Source organism: Legionella sp., from assembly GCF_047605385.1.
Lineage (GTDB): Bacteria > Pseudomonadota > Gammaproteobacteria > Legionellales > Legionellaceae > Legionella.
The window spans coordinates 1-18,897 of the sequence record NZ_JASGFU010000051.1 but is presented as its reverse complement, the minus strand read 5'-3'; the positions used below and the strand labels follow the sequence as shown (position 1 = coordinate 18,897).

The window sequence follows — 18,897 nt, the reverse complement described above, 5'->3', positions numbered from 1 at the left end:
CTTCTTTGCTAGAGCGATTGGTGCTTGATTTAAAATGATTACCATATAAAAACCTTAGTTCGTTTCATAAATAGCTATGCAATTTGTGACATACACAGAATCAGTATTATCATGGTTGGTAAATACAAAATACGGTGGCCATCTACGACCGTTATTTGAATCAACTCTAATAATGAATCTTTCAGCATATTTACTTATTTGGTGATCGAGCAAATATTGGTTTGATGGCGCCTTTACTCCATTAATACTTCCAGTGGTAGTTATAACTACTGGATAGGGCTTGCTGTAACTTGGATTTTCTATATCACATGTTACCTTAAGGGCCACATCAAGAGGTAGTGATGCTAATGAAACCTCTAACTTTCCCTTATTTGGAGGCATGGTTCCTCCTTGTAAATAAAATGGACCAGAACTGGTTATCAATGGTTGTTCAGCATAGGTAATGCCTCCAATGCTCATGAGCGATATCAAGTGAGATACTTCCCAGAGTTTTTGAAGGATTTTAAATATCGATGATTTTTTAAACATCATCTGATTTCTCTATCTGTAACTTATCAGACATTGAGCAATCTAAAAATAATTTTTCACCTGCTTCTGTAAGCAAATAACCAGAAACAAAATCATATATTTCTGTGATATAGCCTTTTTTCTCTAGTTTTAAGAATGCAAGGCGTGCCACCATTCGTGGATTTTTAAAGCCAGATTCCTCTAGATAATTAACTATACATTTCTCTTCAATAGGAACAGCTTTACTGTGTCGAGCTACAAAAATACACTCTAATACCTTAAGTTCATGCAAATCAAACTGCTCATTCATTTCATACCCCAATAACAATCAATGGAAATAAAAATAGCCTCTTCCAATATTTTTGTTATTTGTTTTTATTTTGGAAAGCAGGAAGCATGATCAAAAACAACCATGATGATTGTATTTTGTTCATTTGAGATGAATGGTAAGGAATCCTTACTATATTGTCAAGGCAAAAACTAAGAATCTCTTATCTATATTTCTATTAAATTAATTGAGCTAATATAGATGGTTGATTCACCTCTGCCAAAAAGATTAAAAGAAGCTAGAAAAATTGCGAGGATATCTCAAAGAAAGTTAGGAGTGGCTTCGGGAATGGATGAATTTTCAGCTGGTCCTCGCATGAATCAATATGAGACAGGGAAACATACTCCTGATTTTCTTACATTGAAGCGTATTGGTGAAATATTGAAAACCCCTGTTGCTTATTTTTATGCTGAGGAAGATGAGTTAGCAAAATGTATCATTTTATTTAATAAATTAAGCCACGCTAAAAGATTAGCATTACTTGATAACCTATCATCCTGTCATTCAGATTAGTATAGAAATAATTCCGGAAAAAATTATTACTCTCCTCGAACTTAAATGTTTAATAAATACATATAATTAAGAGCAATTGTTTGTTTTTTATTCAAAAATGAGATTGACTTTTCTTTTAGCCTTTAGTAGCTTGTGCTCTGTAGAGAGTTTCTAAAGCTATCTACTTTAAGGAGATTTATTGTAGGCTATTCTTATGCTTCGATACATCTTGCCCAACTAGCTAGCTTTGTTAGTTGGTTTTTATTATGGATTAATAAAGGAGTTATTGTTATGAAAACAACTACAAAAACTAAAACCCTAACTATTTCTAAAATTTCTGCTGCAACTAAAATTGCTTTAAAAGCTTCTTTAATTACAGCGGTTCCTTAGCCTTCATTTCTGGCGTAATTTTATTTGAATTAATAACCTCATTCATTTGAATAATATTATTGCCAGAAATAATCTTTATAGTGGTTTTTGTATGAAATAGATAAAATTAAATGAAAATTTGTATTTGCAATCTCATGAAAACGGAATAATTATTCATCTGCCTGATGACCAGTCACTTAAAATAGATGAAAAAGAATTTTTTATAGATTTACTTTATAAAATAAAAAAATCTGGGATGAATGGTAAAGAGGAAATTTATAAACAACTGTTCTTCAAACATGATGTATCTGAAGACGAATTTAATGAGGTCTTTCAGACTTTAATTGATAACAATATTGTAAAATTTAAAACTGAATTTAAACATACCCTATCGGATAAAGAATTAATAAAATTTGATAGACAGATCAAAAGCTTTGCTACCCTTAAAGGCAATAATATTGATGATGCCATCCAATTTCAGGAAAAAATAAAGAATTCTCATGTTGGCATTTTAGGTGTTGGCGGTGTTGGCTCTTATGTAGCATACGGACTAGCTTCCATGGGTATTGGAAAACTAACACTTATTGACCATGATCACATTGAGTTAAGCAATACCGCGAGGCAAATGCTGTATAATGAGAACGACATTGGTAAACAAAAGCTTGATGTTGCTGAAAAAAAGTTAACCTTAGTTAACCCACATGCTGAGATTATTACAGTTAACCAAAGAGTAACTCGTTCCCAAGATTTAGAGCCTCATTTAGAAGACCTTGATATTTTAATTTTGTGCGCAGATACGCCAAGAGGAAAAATTGTATATGTCGTCGATGAAGCCTGTCAAAATAAGCAATGTCCGTTTATTTTTGGACTACCTTCTTTTAATCAAATAACCTGTGGCCCACTAATCATACCTAACAAGACAAGAACTTATAAAGAAATTTTCCCTAATCAATCCGAAATACAAGAAGCAAATATTTCAGACTCAGAAAAAGAGAAAACTGATTTAATAAATTCTGGTTTAGTTGCAACGATCATTGACCCATACAATGCTATTGCTGGAAAACTGGTTGCTCTGGAAGTAATAAAATTTTTAACTAATTTCTTACCTTGTCAGCTAATTGATCGCGTATTTAATTTTGATACAAATACACTAAATTCCTGTATTACTGAGGTGTAGTTTGTCTTTTTCTTCTATTAAAGTAACTGAACTTGTCGAACAAACAGGGAATGTACCTGTTAATTTATTTAATTTACTATCTCTTGTGGAACATAAAACTAATGTTCCACTTAACACTGATTGGCAGATTTTTAAGGAAAATGACGATACTGTTCTCTTGGAAAAAATATTTAAAGAGTATGGATCTAATACCAGCTTACAAAATGTGTTTGACTATTTATTAGAGTGCGAATCTACTTATTCAAATCTTCTATCCAGTTATTTAACGCAGTATCGAACTCAGAATAAAAATAATGACAACAACCTTTTTCACAAGCACGGGTATAATTTAAAAAATTTAAAACCAGAACCCTGTCTTCATCGAGAACAAGAGCAAGAACTTATAAAAATTTGTCTTAAAAGAAATTATAAAAATAATATAATGCTCATCGGTGAACCTGGAGTAGGCAAAACCTTCCTTATTGCATCGATTGCGCATATTCTAAACTTAGATATTTACTACATAGACATTAGCAGCATACTATCTGGCTCTAAATATCGTGGCGAATTTGAAAAAAAATTTCATGATATTCTTAATGAGGCTTTAAATCACAAGAAAATTTTATTTTTTGATGAAGCCCATACGATATTAAATACAGGAAATTCTGATGGGGGAATATCAGGTGCTGATATATTAAAGCCCTATCTTATGCGCGCAGAGTTTCAAATGATTGGCGCTACGACAATCGATGAAGCAGCTATATTTGTTAACGATAAAGCTTTTGAAAGGCGTTTTAATTTTATTCACCTTGAAGAACTAACTGTAGAAAATACAAAAGAGATTATAAAAAGTAAGCATCAACAAATCATTGATTGGGATCCTCTCCTTATAGATAAAATATTTATATATTTAGGCAATACGTTCAAGAACAGAAACCACCCAGATAAAGCACTTGATTTCTTTGATTTTTATTTTGCTGGGGAGCAATTATCTTCGTTTAAAATTGATGAAATGGAACGAGTATTCAGCCTTTTTAACCGCATGAATAATATATCAGTATAAGTTGGTTTTATAAATGCAATTATTCTACAGGCTATTAATCTATACCATATTATTTTCAAGTATAAGAATGCTAGTCGGTGGCTACTCTTCTTTATATTTAACCAATCACGGGTTAACTATTGCGGACATCTCCTTTTTAAAGGCGTTTCAAGGAATAGTAATAGTACTTATTCAAGTTCCGGTAGGGGTGATCATTGATAGGTGCAATAATAGGTTTCCTTTCATACTGATTTCAATTTTTCTTGCAGCCATTTGGATGTTTTTAACTGCCATAGGTAATACAGCTTCTATTTTCTTTGCAGCAGAATTTTTTAATGGTTTGTCTTTGGCAATTTTTAATGCGGTGATGTTGCCTATCTTAGTTGAAACTTATACCTATGAGACAGGAAAGGATGATTATAACTCCACATTAGGCAAGTTCTTTAAATATCAAAACTTGTTAATGGTAGTATCTGTACTTTTAGGCAGTGTTTTTGTAACTGTGGAGTCCCGATACGTCTGGTTTGTTGCTTCTTCTATTTTAACAATAATAGGATTATTTTCTCTTTTAGCTAATGATTTAAAGAAATTTAATATCACTACATCAAAAAGCCAACCATTAAATAAAACGAGGTTGCACCTCAAGAACTTATTTAATGTATTGAGAGTTGAAAACATCATTATTTTATTTATTGCTAATATTTCACTTGTTACTGTGTTTCAAATTTTAGCCCAATTTTGGCAGGTAATCATTTATGATTATTTAGGTGAGCATACTTCAGATGCAATAGTATATGGACTTTTTTTTGCCGTCATTTTAGTATTTCAAGCACTAGGATCGTTCTTTGCTGAAAAGAAAAACTCACTAAAAATAAGCTTATTCTTTATGGCTTTTTTCGTTGCTGCTACAAGCTATCTAATAGGATATAACGGAAATGAAATCTATAAAATAATCCCTATCATCCTCTTTCTTTCCTGTTTTATGTTATTTAAATACCCTTCAATTATTATCAGCGCATTACTACATAAAAATATCAGCAATGACATTAGGGCAACTTTTGATTCACTCATTAGTACAATTTCAATGCTGGTCTCAATCGGTGCATTTTATATGATTGGAATTTTACTCAATAACTTTGGGAATAAAGTAATTATTTTATCTTTGACATTTTTAATGATGACAAGTTTTTTTAGCACGTTTCTATACGTGATTAAAACAAGATATAGCCTAAAAACTAGTTTAGTAACGAGTTCTTAGATAACCATTCCTTCTAATAAACTAACGGTCTCTTCCATTGGATTAATCTCGGCTAAACAGCTATAAGGCATCACCCACATTGGATCAGAGTGTCCAAAGTCCATATTAACTACTACAGAAACTTGAGGTAATTGATATTCTTCAAATACAGCCAAAATAGCTTTTCCATAGTCTTTAAATTCAGGAGCCAGGATCTGTTGCCCCCCAGGTTTACTAAATAAAATACCTCCGATTTTAGCTAGTATTCCTTGGGCAGCTAAATTTCGTAAGAAGCGTTTTAAAAATAATGGCGCAACACCTTCTTCTGAAGTTTCTAAGAAAAGAATACATCCATCCCAAATATCTAGTGAAGGCCAAATTTCGGTTGCATTGATAAACTGTAATACTTCAACACAGCCGCCTAATAAACGTCCTTTAACTATTTTGTCAGTACACCCAATAAACTCCCATTTCATTTCAGGTTCAAGCTTTCTTTGTATCATTTGATTGGAAGGTTTTTGCCAATCTAAATATTCCTTAGTCCATCCTTCACTTGCTCTGGGAATAGTACCTACTTTATCCGTTGAAAAAAAGCTCTGTTTTATCGCACTTACTGTGTACTCATGCATTGCTACATTTTCTGCAAAACCTGTCATTACTGATGTACCATAAAAGCTTGCGATTCCTGCTTTTAAACAAATAAAATGCAACACAGTACTGTCAGAATAGCCTAAAACTATTTTTGGATTTTTACGGATGATTTCAAAGTCAATGTAAGGTAATAACCTTATGGCATCTTCTCCACCAATCGTGGAGAAAATCCCTTTGATAGAGGGGTCTAAAAACGCTTGCATTAAGTCTTCTGCGCGAGCCTTAGGATTTCGGTATACCCAATCAGCATCCTTTAATGCATGCGGCATTTCAACAACTTCCAATACAAACACAGATTTGAGTCGTTGCTTACCTGCTTCATAACGATAAGGAAAAGTACCAGGACCACCCCATGAAGCACTGATCACTGCAATTTTATCTCCAGGATTAAGTTTTTTAGGACGGATTAATTGTTGCATGGCTTATCCTCTAGGAAGTTAACTTTTCGTTGTGATCATTAGATTTTTCAGTTTTGGTTAGCTCTATTGGGTCAAGATGGTATACATGGGTACTAGATAATATTACTTCCTCGTGACGGCGATTCGGTCCGACAAATTCAACATAGTACTCTCCAACGCGCCATAACACATTTACATTTTTGATAGGAAATACTTTATCTTTGGGATTACATTCAACAATGGGATTTTTCTTCTTAAAAATTTGACAACCGATATCATCAACACCAATCGAAACATTTTCAATTGCGCCGAATTTATAGATGCGCACAATTTTTTTAGAGAGCACTCCAAACCCATCAAAACAAAGTAATGAAAAAAGTATCACAACAGTTGATACAGTTATTATCCAAGAGCTTGCTCGCCAGTTCTTTACTAATGGCATCAAGCTTACTCCAGACAAAAATATCAATGTAAATATAAAAAAATATGAAAGCATCTCATCTCTAATAAACGAGAATTTTATTAGCATAAGGGTTGGAAGTAACAGACAAATTCCAGGTATGATTGAAGCTCCATAAATTTTTAAAATTAAAAAACACTTGGAGTTACCCCAACTATTTTCCAGTTTTTTATCTTCTGAGACTTGTTCATCATTTTTATTATTGAATAGATAAAATTTCATCATACTGCCAAGTAAAAAATAGGCCCCTAAAACCCAAGATGGTTTAGTAAATATAATTAGTAGTGAAAGATATACAGCGATAATTGAACCTACATAATAAAAGAGCAATCTTAGTCGTGCTTTATCTGTCAAGTTAATAAAATCTTTCTTTCCAGAGTTTATAAACGCATCTGCCTCTTCTTTAAAAATAAGTTCACATATTCCCTTTTTTTTAAGCAACTCCATCCATAGATAAGGGCCACAACTAAATGGCAGTACCATTACTATAAAAATCCATATACCTAAGCAAGCTACTACTATTGCTAAATAAGCAAAAGAATATAAATCCACTATGGGGAAAAATTGGATATTAAAAAAATAAATATTTAAAGTAATAAAGCCAATAAATAATGAAAGTTCAAATCCTAGTTTGGTCAGGTTTCTAATTTCATCTGGTTTTTTTAACATCTTAATCCCTTAAATTCAGTGCGGCTAGCATATATAGGCGAATAAGGTTCATTGAGACTATGAATTTAGCATAATATTTTAATTATGTTTCTTCATGTTGCTTTTCCGGGTTATTAACAAGACTTACTGCTAGGGGTTTACGAAAAGCAAATAACTCAACTAATCCTTTTCTAATTATTGCTTGCTCAGAATCCAAATATCCATGGGCTACTGGTGAATAGGCTCCTTTTTTCAATAAAACTTCATCGAATTCATAATTTAATAATTTCGACATTTCAAAAAGCATTTTAACCAATTTTTCTGGTATTTCATTTGTCCATATTTTTTGCTCTATTTCACCTGCATCTTTAGGGAATGAATTAAGATGATCCCGATAGTTATTCCAGCTCTGCATAATAGATTTATCTTTATAGAAGGCAACATCTATTTTATTCAAAGCCCGAACATGCTCAAAGGACAATGGTTGAGCTCGAGTTTCCATTAAAGTATTAAATATATCTTCTTTTCTGCGTTTTTTATCCGAAAGATTGTCCAGAATTTTTTGCACTTGTAATGCAACTAAAGGAGATAAGAGAATGGCCAAAATATTAAATACATCACACACGAACCGCTACTCCTTAGCTCATGAAGATAGATATCTTTTCTACATTGCTTCTACATGAAAATTTCTAACTTCGGTGGGATTTTTATAACTACTTGATTTAATTGGCTCCCCGGACAAGACTCGAACTTGTGACCTAATGATTAACAGTCATCCGCTCTACCGACTGAGCTACCGGGGAATGTGGGCAGAATCTTAAATCGATTCTGCTACGTGGTCAAGCATATTTTATAATAATTTTTAGAAAGTTTGTCTTTTGGTTGTATATTCTCCAAAAAGAAAAAAAATCACCTGCTCTTAAGCGGCAGGTGATTTTGGAGTTAGCTGCAGAAGCGTTCCAGCCGGTTTAAAGCATCTTTTAGAATTTCCATGCTGGTGGCAAAGGACAAGCGAATGCAGCCTTCATTACCAAATGCAGAGCCAGGGACTAGAGCGATACCTGCTTCAGTGAGTAATTTATTTGCAAACTCAATGTCATTGGCATAGTCACGTTGTTTAATGATTGTCTGCACACTTGGGAAAATGTAAAAAGTGCCATCAGCAGGGATTACTTTTATACCAGGAATTTTTTGCAGGCGGTCAGCTACGTAGTTGTGGCGTTGGTGAAATGCTTCAACCATTGCTAATACACTTTCATTTCCGCCATTTAAAGCGGCAACCGCTGCCCTTTGTGCGATGGAGCAAGGGTTTGAGGTGGATTGGGATTGAATGGTTTTCATTTCATTGATGAGCTTCGCAGGGCCTGCGGCATAGCCAATGCGCCAGCCAGTCATGGCATATGCTTTGGAAACACCATTTAATACTACAGTGCGGTCATACAATTCGGGGCAAGCATTAAGAATATTAACAAAAGTTTGGCTCCAAATAATGTGTTCATACATATCATCAGTGGCAATTACAATTTGTGGATGCTTTTTCAATACTTCGCCTAAGGCTTTTAACTCTGCTAATGTGTAAGCAACACCTGAGGGATTTGATGGGCTGTTTAAGAAAATCAGGCGTGTTTTAGGCGTAATTGCTTGTTCTAATTGTTGAGTGTTAATTTTATAACGTTGTGCTGGAGTACTCGAAATAATTACCGGCGTGCCTTCAGCCAATAACACCATGTCTGGGTAAGAAACCCAATAGGGTGCAGGGATAATCACTTCATCGCCTGGGTTTAATAAGGCCTGGCACAGGTTGTAACAGCTTTGTTTCCCCCCCACAGAGACTAGAATCTGATTGGTTTGGTATTCAAGACCATTATCGCGCTTAAATTTATTTTGAATTGCTTCTTTGAGCTCAGGAATCCCATCTACTGCTGTGTATTTGGTAAATCCTTGTTTAATGGCAGTAATTGCTGCTTCCTTGATGTAGTCTGGTGTGTCAAAATCAGGCTCACCGGTGCCTAAGTTAATGACGTCTTTACCTTGGGCACGCATTTGGGTTGCCTTTGCGGCTACAGCCAAAGTCGGAGAAGGTTTAACTTTTTGCACGCGTTGTGCTAATGCGATATCCATTTATTGCTCCTATGCGATATACTTATTAGATTATGAAAGATTTGTTTAAAATTTACGCTAACTTTCAGCCTGCTGGGGATCAGCCAACGGCTATTGCCTCACTAATTGAAGGCTTGAAATCAGGTTTGGCCAAACAGACCCTCTTAGGGGTAACGGGCTCTGGTAAGACATTTACTATAGCACATGTGATTCAGGCGATGCGTCGACCTACTTTAATCATGGCGCCCAATAAAACGCTTGCTGCGCAACTTTATGGTGAATTCAAAGCCTTTTTCCCTGATAATGCGGTGGAATATTTTGTTTCCTATTACGACTATTATCAGCCAGAAGCTTATGTACCTGCTTCGGATACCTTTATCGAGAAAGACTCCTCCATCAATGATCATATCGAGCAAATGCGTTTGTCTGCAACTAAAGCCTTAATTGAACGTAAAGATGCAATCATCGTTGCCACTGTTTCCGCCATTTATGGTTTGGGTGATCCTGATTCTTATTTGCGTATGGTATTACATCTTTCTCGTGGAGAACACATCGGTCAGCGTAAAATTTTGCAACGCTTGGCAGAGATGCAATATACCCGTACCAATATGACATTAGAGCGTGGGCAATTTCGTGTACATGGTGATGTCATCGACATCTTCCCTGCAGATTCCGAAAAAGAAGCGATTCGGGTCGAATTATTTGATGATGAAATTGAAAACATCGCCCAATTTGATCCTTTAACTGGAGAAATTATCCAACGTTTACCGCGAGTGACCATTTTTCCAAAAACTCATTATGTAACTCCACGTGAACGTATTTTAGAAACCATAGAATTAGCTAAAGAAGAATTACAACATCGTTTAGCCGAATTTAATGCTCAGAATAAATTAGTTGAAGCTCAGCGCTTGGAACAGCGTACAGCATTTGATATTGAAATGATGTTGGAGCTTGGTTATTGTTCTGGGATTGAAAATTATTCCCGTTATCTTTCCGGGCGTAATGCTGGGGAGCCACCACCGACTTTATTTGATTATTTGCCTCCAGAGTCCTTATTAATCATTGATGAGTCACATGTTACTGTGCCACAAATTGGTGGTATGTATCGCGGAGATCGTTCCCGTAAAGAAACCTTGGTACAATATGGTTTTCGTTTGCCTTCTGCTTTGGATAATCGTCCTTTACGTTTTGAAGAATTTGAAGCGCGCTCACCACAAACTATTTATATTTCAGCAACTCCAGGGCTTTATGAACAAGAGCATTGTGATAATGTTGCCGAACAGGTGGTAAGGCCAACCGGGTTGGTGGATCCTGAAGTGGAAATTCGTCCCATACGTACTCAGGTGGATGATTTAATGTCTGAATCACGACAAGTCATTCAACGAGGCGGGCGTGTATTGGTGACTACCTTAACCAAGCGTATGGCTGAAGATTTAACTGATTACTTAAATGAGCATGGGATAAAAGTTCGTTATTTGCATTCGGATGTTGATACCGTTGAGCGAGTTGAAATTATTCGTGATTTGCGTCTAGGTGTTTTTGATGTTTTGGTTGGTATTAATTTATTACGTGAAGGCCTAGACATGCCAGAAGTGGCTTTAGTTGCGATTCTTGATGCGGATAAAGAAGGGTTTTTACGTTCAGAGCGCTCACTAATCCAAACAATTGGTCGTGCCGCGCGAAATATGAATGGGCGGGCAATCTTATATGCGGATAAAATTACTGGCTCTATGCAACGGGCTTTAGAAGAGACGAATCGTCGCCGTGACAAGCAAAAAGCATTTAACGAAGCACACGGTATTACCCCTAAAGGTATTAATAAGTCAGTAGAAGACATTATGGAAGGTGCCTATGTGGGTAAACGTGGCAAGCAGGCAGTTGCCGAGGTGACTTCTGAATATGAACATTGGTCTACTCAAGAATTAGTGAAGCATATTAATACCTTAGAAAAACAAATGTATTTGCATGCAAAAAATATGGAGTTTGAAGCAGCGGCTAAGGTGCGGGATCAATATTTATTACTGAAAGAACAACTATTAAAAGGTAGCCCGACGGGTATGGATTTTGAACCCTAAGGTTCAAGTGGGCAGCGGATGAATCGGTTCAGGCTTCCCATTTAAAATGGGCGTGCACAACACCGATTTCAGGATGCTTCCCATGCTGTTAGCATTGGTTCGAAAATCGCTCGCCATCGGGTTAAGAAGATTATAACATTTTCATATTGATCAAAGTCAATATACTTTGGGTATTATGGAAATACTGGGTATTCAGTCCAAATTGTCAATAATTTGCAATAAGAATATCTTAAAATTAATGAGGAATATTATGGTAGCAACCCCATCAAATATGCTTCCTTTGGGAAGTAAAGCGCCTGAGTTTACTTTAATCGATACGCGCAATGAGCAAATGGTATCGCTTGCAGAAAGTAAATCAGCTATTGCTACAGTAATCATGTTTTTGTCAAATCATTGTCCTTATGTGAAGCATGTGCAACCTAAGGTAGTTGAATTGGCAGAAAAATATCAACCTAAAGGCATTGTCTTTATCGCGATTAGTTCGAACGACGTAGAAAAATATCCTGCAGATGGACCTGATAAAATGCACCTCGAAGCAGAACAAGCACATTATTCATTTCCCTATTTATACGATGAGAGTCAAGACATTGCCAAGGCTTATAAAGCAGCATGCACGCCTGATTTTTATATTTTTGATAAAGATCTATTATGTGTGTATCGTGGGTGTTTGGATGAATCTACTCCTGGAAATAATAAGCCATTAACTGGTGAGCATTTGCAAAATGCATTAGATTGTATTCTTGCTGGTAAGACAGTTAGTGCCGATCAAAAGCCTAGTATTGGCTGTAATATTAAATGGAAATAGTTTAAGTTCTGTTGACAGTTCGTTTTCGATTCAAAAACAAAATGTCAACAGACTCCTAGAGAATAAAACCTAAAAGTTATAATAAATAATACTGCAGTATTAAAATCGTTCTGGATTAGCCATTTCCCAATATTGACGATAACTCTCTGAGATATACGGCCCTAACAATTGTCCTGGAGATAAATAATCGTATATTTGATCAAAAGTTTTGATCTCTTCAACGCTTGTACGGCGCATAATATGTCCGGGCCGTAAATCACTGGGATTCTCTAATCCCAATGCTCCTACCATTTCTAAAAAACTATTAATCGTATTGCTATGGAAATTAGCAACACGATGCTTTTTCTCATCCACGACTAAACCATATTGTAGGCGTTTATTTTGCGTGGTAACTCCTGTAGGACAGGTATTGGCATTGCAAAGTTTGGTTTGTAAGCATCCAGTAGCAAGCATCATCGCCCGTGCGGCATTACACATGTCAGCACCTAAGGCTATATTGGTTATTAAATCAAAGCCATTAGTCACTTTACCACTGCAGATAATACGAATTTTGTCACGTAAATTAACACCAACTAACGCATTATGGACAAATACTAAACCGGCCTCCAAAGGTGTGCCAATAAAATCCGCATATTCTAGAGGCGCTGCACCAGTGCCACCTTCTGCACCGTCTACGGTAATAAAATCAGGCAGAATGTTGGTTTGTAACATGGCTTTGCAGATGGCTAAAAACTCATCGCGACGACCAAGACATAATTTAAATCCGATCGGTTTGCCATTGGCAAGATCACGTAATTTTTTTACGAATTGCAATAGACCAATTGGTGTGTTAAAGGCGGTATGGGCAATGGGGGATAAAACATCCTTGCCTAAGGGTACTTTTCTTGCTTTGGCAATTTCGGATGTTAATTTAACTGCTGGTAAGAGCCCTCCATGAGAGGGTTTAGCGCCTTGTGACAGTTTAATTTCAATCATTTTTACTTCTTTGCGATTCGCTTCAATAACAAATTCCTCTTCGTTAAAATGCCCTTTGGTATCACGACAACCAAAATAAGCAGTTCCCAATTGAAAAATAAGATCTCCACCTTGTAAATGATACGCGCTTAAACCACCTTCCCCAGTATTTTGCGCAAAGCCGCCCAGTAAAGCTCCTTTATTCATCGCCATGATCGCCTTTCCAGATAAAGCCCCAAAACTCATTGCTGAAATATTAAGCCGCGAAGCGTTATAAGGTTGTAGACAATCAGGCCCGCCAACCATGATTCGTGGTTCTACCTCTGAGAAATGCCTGGGTGCTAAAGAATGTAAAGCCCAAGTGTAGCCAACACTTAAAATATCGCGCTCGGTACCAAAAGGAATGGTATCGCGTGTATTTTTTGCGCGCTCATAAATTAAGGAGCGGTCTTCACGATTGAAGGGGAGTTCACTTTCATCCGTAGCAATAAAGTATTGTTGAATTTCCGGACGAATAAATTCTAAAAAATAACGTACATGCCCAAGAACTGGAAAATTGCGTAAAATGGTATGTTTTTTTTGCGTGACATCATAAATCCATAAAAGGACTAAGGGCATCATAAAGGCAATAAACCAGTAGAGGCTGTGCAACATGGCAAACACTGCAAATACAATCAGTAAAGCTACCCCAAAGCCGATATACCATTGGCGTCTCATGAATTAATTCCTTTTAAATGTTACATCCTATTGAAGCTGTTGGCGTTTGTGCTGTCAGCAGTGACTTTTATTCTTTTTCGTAAGTGTGCTCCATTTCGCCATTAACCATTTTGTTAATTTTATTTTCCAATGAGGAAATAAATTGCGTTACCTGGTGGTGCTGCTGTGCTTGCTGGGTTCTACATAAGACCAGCTCGTGGCTTATATCAAGCGCAGAAAGTAATAACGTATGGAAATTATCCAGATATTTTGCTTTCTTTTTATTAATAATTGCCTGACTATTGAGTTTTTGTGCAGCCAATAATAAATTAGCTTCTTCACCTTCTGGACATTTTATTTCATAAGTTTTGTCTAATAATTTAATGGAACATGTTTTTATTTGCGTCATGATAAAGCCTTTACACCGCTATAGGTCAAAGTAAATAGTAACAATTTTGTTTGCAAGCAGCAATTAGTGAGGTGAACCGGTACGTTAAATCGGTTATCATGAAGCATTTTTACATATGAGTTGATTATGTCTGCAGAAAGCGAACACTTATCTTTGCCTGAATACGACCGCTTTGTTGATGCCATTGTTTTTTTATCATTACCTGTCTCTGCAAGTTTTTTACATGGCATGATGTGCGGTTATCTTTGTGCAGGTGCTGATACCCAAGGTGAAACCTATATTCGTACCTTGTTGAATAATAAAAAAGACGAACACAGCCGTAAAGCAATTTTTGCTATGTTTGAAGTTTTTTCAATAAGCCAACAACAGATTGCGCATTTTGATTTTAATTTTCAAATGTTACTTCCTGATGACAGTGAATCACTTATGACAAGAGCAAAAGCGTTTAGTGAATGGTGTGAGGGATTTACACAGACACTTACCTTAGCGGGTGTCACTATTGAGAGATTTCATGACGAAGAGGCACAAGATGCTTTGCAGCATATGATGGAATTTGCAGAGCTGGATTGTGATACTTTAGATATTGACGAAGAAGATGAGCGTGCACTCGTTGAAGTAAGCGAATATGCACGCATGGCCGTTATTCGTTTGCATAGTGATTTAGTAATGAATCAACAAGAAGATCGTGGGACAAGCCGTACTCACTAATGAAGGATGCGTAGATGATTACTCAGCAAGAATATAAGACGCGCAGAAAACGATTAGCGCAAGATTTGCCAGAAGGCAGTATCGCCATTATTCCGGCAGCTCAGGAAGCGCCGCGTAATGGTGATACGTATTATCGTTTTCGCCAAGACAGTAATTTTTACTATCTCACCGGGTTTAATGAACCTGATGCCTTATTAGTGGTGATTGCTGGAGATAAAGATCACAGTATTTTATTCAATCGCCCACGCAATCCGACAGAAGAGCGGTGGACTGGAATTCGTTTAGGACAAGAAGGCGCTGGTGCTGAGTTGGGGATGGCAGCAGCATTTCCGCTCATTAGTCTTGCAGAACAATTACCTCAATTGCTTATTGGCAAATCTGCAATATATTATGCCATCGCGCGTCATTCTGAGCTGGAAACAATCATTACAAACGCTATGCTGGTTGTTAAAAATCAAGTGCGGCGTGGTGTTAAAGCTCCCGAACGTCTTTGTGATTTAGAACCTATTTTAGGAGAAATGCGCTTATTTAAAAGTGAGGCGGAAATAGAGTTAATGCGTCAGGCAGCACGTATTTCTGTAGAAGCTCATCTTCGTGCTATGCGTCAATGCAAGCATGTTCACTATGAATATCAGCTTGAGGCGGAATTAAATTATGAATTTACCCGTCAAGGTTGTCGCTATGTTGCTTATGATCCTATTGTAGGCAGCGGTGAAAATGCCTGCATTTTGCATTATACCGATAATAATCAACCGCTACATGCCGGTGACTTGGTGCTTATTGATGCTGGTGGTGAATATGAAAATTATGCTGCAGATATTACTCGGACTTTTCCAGTTAGTGGTCAATTTAGCCTGGAACAAAAAAGTATTTATGAACTGGTGTTAAAATCACAAAAGGCAGGTATTGCTGTTATTAAACCGGGTTGCCCCTGGAATGTTGTGCAACAAACCATTATTCGCATTTTAACTGAAGGTTTATGTGAATTAGGTATCCTGAAAGGAGATGTGGATGATTTAATTATCAGCGAAGCCTATAAAGAGTTTTATATGCATAATTCTGGCCACTGGCTCGGCCTGGATGTACATGACAGTGGTTTGTATAAAATTAATGGTGATTGGCGTTCTTTAGAGCCTGGTATGGTATTAACAGTGGAGCCTGGTTTATACATTAGCTCGCATATTCCCGGTGTTGATAAGCGGTGGAGGGGGATTGGCGTACGTATTGAAGATGATGTTTTGGTGACCGCAAGCGGTTATGAAGTATTAACTGGCGCATTACCAGTGGATGTTGCCGCAATTGAGGCTTTAATGCGTGGTGAATAAAGAGGTTGATATCTTAATCATTGGTGGCGGTTTAACTGGTGCAACTCTAGTACTTGCTTTGCAAGGATTGGGATATAATACTTTGTTAGTTGATGCCGAGCCTTTAGAGCATAAAATAAATCCTGACTTTGATGCGCGCTCACTCGCATTATCACCATCAAGTAAGCGAATTTTATCCATGCTTGAGGTATGGACATACGTGCAAGAATATGCAACGCCAATTGAGTTAATTCATGTTTCTGAACAACATCATTTTGGTACTTCTCGCTTACACGGAACACAAGAGAAACCATTGGGTTATGTGGTGGAAATGCAATACCTTAATCGTGCTTTATATCAATTGCTTCCCACACATCAGATTCTTGCTCCTGCCATCTTAAAATCTATTGATTTAGAGACAACGGTGGTAACCCTTACTACTGATACGGGAGAAATAAAAGTTAAGGCACAATTAATTGTGGCTGCTGATGGTGCCCATTCTACCGCTCGCCGCTGTTGTGGTTTACCTTCAAAAACCAAAATTTATTTGCAAAATGCTATTGTGGCTAATATCGGTTTAAGTAAACCTCATGCTGGTCGTGCCTATGAACGTTTTACTGCTCATGGGCCTTTGGCTTTATTACCCATGCAAGAGCAGCGTATGTCTTTGGTTTGGGCTATGCCACCTAAAAATGCGCAGCAGATTATGTCCTTGTCCGATGAGGAGTTTTTACAAAAACTGCAACAGGCTTTTGGTTATCGATTAGGACGTTTTGTTAAAACGGGTAAGCGTACGTCTTTTCCTTTGCAACAGGTATTGATGCCACAACAAGTAAAAGGTGCTATGGTGTTTATTGGTAATGCTGCGCATACGTTGCACCCCGTGGCTGGTCAAGGGTTTAATTTAGGTCTACGTGATGTGGCCACTTTAGCTCAATGTATTGCCAAACAAGGTCTTAATCGAGAAATGTTACGACACTATATTCAATTAAGAGCTGATGATCAAAAAATAATTACTTACTTTACAGATGGATTAATTCAGCTGTTTACTAGCCGCTTACCTGGACTTGGGCATGTACGAGGTTTAGGTTTAATGGCTTTAGATAATATTCCGGTATTAAAAAAACTGTTAACACGTTATGCACGTGGTTTTGGTGGTGTGGTTCCAGATTTAGTCTGTGAAATTGCACTGCAAGAAAGTAGAAGGGCATAGAAAATGAGTGTGGAATTTGATGTATTAATCATTGGGGGTGGTATTGTTGGTTTAAGTGCTGCTTTGGCTATGGCGCAGCGTAATTATCGCGTTGCCGTGATTGATGCAGGTTCTTTTAGCATTGATATGTCTAAACCTGATTTACGTGTTTATGCGATTAATCAAGTCTCACAAAATTTATTAACGCGATTAGGTGCTTGGCAAAATTTAGATGCACAGCGAATAGCTCCTTATGGACAGATGCATGTTTGGGATGCGCAAAGTGGTGCGCGTATTGATTTTGATTCGCGCTATGTGGCAGAAGCCTATTTGGGTACTATCATCGAAGAATCAATACTGAAGCAAGCGTTATTAAAACGAGTTACTGAATTATCCGCGATTACACTTTTTCCTAATTGTTGTGTGGATGAAATACGGACGGAAACATCTTCTGTGTATTTAAGCAGTCAGGCGCAAGTATGGCAAGGGCAATTATTGATGATTGCTGATGGCGCTAATTCGCCAGCACGGCAAAAACTCAAAGTAGGAGTAACCAGTTGGCCTTATCATCAACAAGCAATAGTCGCTACGGTTGCTGTTGAGAAAGCACATCAACAAGCCGCATATCAAGTGTTTAACCCCGATGGCCCATTAGCGTTTTTACCTTTAGCTAATGCATCACAATGTTCAATTGTTTGGTCCACAGATCCTGAGCATGCGAAAAAATTAATGACATTTACGGATGCAGAGTTTGATGAAGTACTTACAAAAGCATTCGCGTGTACACTAGGCAAGGTTAACGTATTAAGTAAACGCCATCAATTTCCTTTGCAAATGCGTCATGTCCAACAATATGTAGGGGGTCGTTGGCTCTTACTAGGGGATGCAGCACATACTATCCATCCTTTAGCAGGGCTTGGTTTAAATGTGGGGTTGGCAGATATTGAAACCTGGCTAGAATGTCTAGATGCTTCATCTGGAACTTTAGTTTCAAAAAAAGTGTTAGGTAGATATCAGCGTGAACGTAAACAGGCTGTGTGGCAAACGATTGCATTGATGGAAGGTTTTAAACGATTATTTAGTAATTCCTTTGCTCCGGTGGTTACTTTACGTGGTTTAGGCTTAGACTTTTGTAATGGATTTATGCCTATTAAACGTCTCTTTATTCAGTATGCGCGTGGTATCGCATCGATAGAATGAACTATATCGATTGTAGATGATTTATATACTTGTTACTGTTGGTCTAGTGACTATTAGCAAGCGCAAATCTTTATGAAAAATTTTTCGTAAGCCCCCAAGGTTGTCCCATTTTAATTTTTGAGCTCCCTTCTCCCGCAAGCGGGAGAAGGGTTGGGGATGAGGGTGT

The 18,897-nt window shown here is 37.1% G+C and carries 17 protein-coding genes, 1 tRNA gene, 1 other RNA gene and 1 pseudogene; 10 read left to right on the top strand and 10 right to left on the bottom strand.

Annotation, left to right across the window (positions count from 1 at the left end; genetic code table 11):
* Nucleotides 1-54 precede the first annotated feature (54 nt).
* Together QM652_RS11035 and QM652_RS11030 are read right to left on the bottom strand one after the other, a co-directional pair.
* Complete coding sequence (locus QM652_RS11035) at nt 55-531, bottom strand: hypothetical protein (RefSeq protein ID WP_415075735.1); 477 nt, start codon at nt 529-531, stop codon at nt 55-57.
* Nucleotides 521-817, bottom strand: a complete 297-nt coding sequence (locus tag QM652_RS11030; protein WP_415075733.1) for a hypothetical protein — start codon at nt 815-817, stop codon at nt 521-523. Before QM652_RS11030 ends, QM652_RS11035 begins: the two co-directional genes overlap by 11 nt.
* Nucleotides 818-1,036: 219 nt before the next feature.
* Between QM652_RS11030 and QM652_RS11025 the strand changes: the two genes are divergently transcribed.
* From QM652_RS11025 to QM652_RS11010, 4 genes are all read left to right on the top strand, one after another.
* On the top strand, nt 1,037-1,348 hold the full coding sequence (locus tag QM652_RS11025; protein ID WP_415075731.1) for a helix-turn-helix domain-containing protein: 312 nt from the start codon (nt 1,037-1,039) through the stop codon (nt 1,346-1,348).
* A gap of 493 nt (nt 1,349-1,841) precedes the next feature.
* Nucleotides 1,842-2,873: a HesA/MoeB/ThiF family protein gene (locus QM652_RS11020; RefSeq protein ID WP_415075729.1), complete on the top strand. Its 1,032-nt coding sequence runs from the start codon at nt 1,842-1,844 to the stop codon at nt 2,871-2,873.
* Nucleotide 2,874: 1 nt separating this feature from the next.
* Nucleotides 2,875-3,915: an AAA family ATPase gene (locus tag QM652_RS11015; RefSeq protein ID WP_415075727.1), complete on the top strand. Its 1,041-nt coding sequence runs from the start codon at nt 2,875-2,877 to the stop codon at nt 3,913-3,915.
* A gap of 13 nt (nt 3,916-3,928) precedes the next feature.
* Nucleotides 3,929-5,152 (top strand): MFS transporter, encoded by a 1,224-nt coding sequence (locus QM652_RS11010; protein ID WP_415075725.1) that lies wholly within the window; start codon nt 3,929-3,931, stop codon nt 5,150-5,152.
* Here the strand turns inward: QM652_RS11010 and QM652_RS11005 are convergent.
* The 5 genes from QM652_RS11005 to QM652_RS10985 form a co-directional block, all read right to left on the bottom strand.
* On the bottom strand, nt 5,149-6,201 hold the full coding sequence (locus QM652_RS11005; protein WP_415075723.1) for a S66 family peptidase: 1,053 nt from the start codon (nt 6,199-6,201) through the stop codon (nt 5,149-5,151). The genes QM652_RS11010 and QM652_RS11005 overlap by 4 nt on opposite strands.
* 10 nt (nt 6,202-6,211) lie before the next feature.
* A complete protein-coding gene (locus QM652_RS11000; protein ID WP_415075721.1) occupies nt 6,212-7,309 on the bottom strand; it encodes a hypothetical protein in 1,098 nt (365 codons plus the stop codon).
* An 82-nt stretch (nt 7,310-7,391) separates the two neighbouring features.
* Nucleotides 7,392-7,913 carry a DUF6680 family protein gene (locus tag QM652_RS10995; protein ID WP_415075719.1) on the bottom strand — a complete coding sequence of 174 codons (522 nt, stop codon included), beginning with the start codon at nt 7,911-7,913 and terminating at the stop codon, nt 7,392-7,394.
* 102 nt (nt 7,914-8,015) lie between these two features.
* Nucleotides 8,016-8,091 (bottom strand) — tRNA-Asn (locus QM652_RS10990).
* 139 nt (nt 8,092-8,230) lie between these two features.
* Nucleotides 8,231-9,409 carry a pyridoxal phosphate-dependent aminotransferase gene (locus QM652_RS10985; protein ID WP_415075717.1) on the bottom strand — a complete coding sequence of 393 codons (1,179 nt, stop codon included), beginning with the start codon at nt 9,407-9,409 and terminating at the stop codon, nt 8,231-8,233.
* A gap of 32 nt (nt 9,410-9,441) precedes the next feature.
* Here QM652_RS10985 and uvrB point away from each other — a divergent pair.
* A pseudogene (gene uvrB, locus QM652_RS10980) lies at nt 9,442-11,430 on the top strand (excinuclease ABC subunit UvrB); the annotation flags it as partial.
* On the opposite strand, the gene ssrS reads toward uvrB, so the two are convergent.
* A non-coding RNA gene (gene ssrS, locus QM652_RS10975) (6S RNA) lies at nt 11,430-11,589 on the bottom strand. The pseudogene uvrB and the gene ssrS sit on opposite strands and share 1 nt — an antisense overlap.
* Nucleotides 11,590-11,713: 124 nt before the next feature.
* On the opposite strand from ssrS, the gene QM652_RS10970 reads away from it, so the two are divergent.
* Nucleotides 11,714-12,268, top strand: coding sequence for a thioredoxin family protein (locus tag QM652_RS10970; protein ID WP_415075715.1), 555 nt, complete (start codon nt 11,714-11,716; stop codon nt 12,266-12,268).
* 99 nt (nt 12,269-12,367) lie between these two features.
* Here QM652_RS10970 and QM652_RS10965 read toward each other — a convergent pair whose 3' ends face one another.
* On the bottom strand, nt 12,368-13,939 hold the full coding sequence (locus tag QM652_RS10965; RefSeq protein WP_415075713.1) for an FMN-binding glutamate synthase family protein: 1,572 nt from the start codon (nt 13,937-13,939) through the stop codon (nt 12,368-12,370).
* Nucleotides 13,940-14,006: 67 nt separating this feature from the next.
* Nucleotides 14,007-14,327 (bottom strand): cell division protein ZapA, encoded by a 321-nt coding sequence (locus QM652_RS10960; RefSeq protein ID WP_415075711.1) that lies wholly within the window; start codon nt 14,325-14,327, stop codon nt 14,007-14,009.
* Between the two features lie 126 nt (nt 14,328-14,453).
* On the opposite strand from QM652_RS10960, the gene QM652_RS10955 reads away from it, so the two are divergent.
* From QM652_RS10955 to QM652_RS10940, 4 genes are read left to right on the top strand one after another with little or no spacing between them, the layout of a single operon-like run.
* The gene (locus QM652_RS10955; protein ID WP_415075709.1) at nt 14,454-15,035 is read left to right on the top strand and encodes a UPF0149 family protein; all 582 of its coding nucleotides are present in this window, start codon (nt 14,454-14,456) and stop codon (nt 15,033-15,035) included.
* Nucleotides 15,036-15,049: 14 nt separating this feature from the next.
* A complete protein-coding gene (gene pepP, locus QM652_RS10950; protein ID WP_415075707.1) occupies nt 15,050-16,360 on the top strand; it encodes a Xaa-Pro aminopeptidase in 1,311 nt (436 codons plus the stop codon).
* A complete protein-coding gene (gene ubiH, locus QM652_RS10945; protein ID WP_415075705.1) occupies nt 16,350-17,552 on the top strand; it encodes a 2-octaprenyl-6-methoxyphenyl hydroxylase in 1,203 nt (400 codons plus the stop codon). The genes pepP and ubiH overlap by 11 nt, the downstream gene beginning before the upstream one ends.
* A gap of 3 nt (nt 17,553-17,555) precedes the next feature.
* Nucleotides 17,556-18,731, top strand: coding sequence for an FAD-dependent oxidoreductase (locus tag QM652_RS10940; protein WP_415075703.1), 1,176 nt, complete (start codon nt 17,556-17,558; stop codon nt 18,729-18,731).
* Nucleotides 18,732-18,897 lie beyond the last annotated feature (166 nt).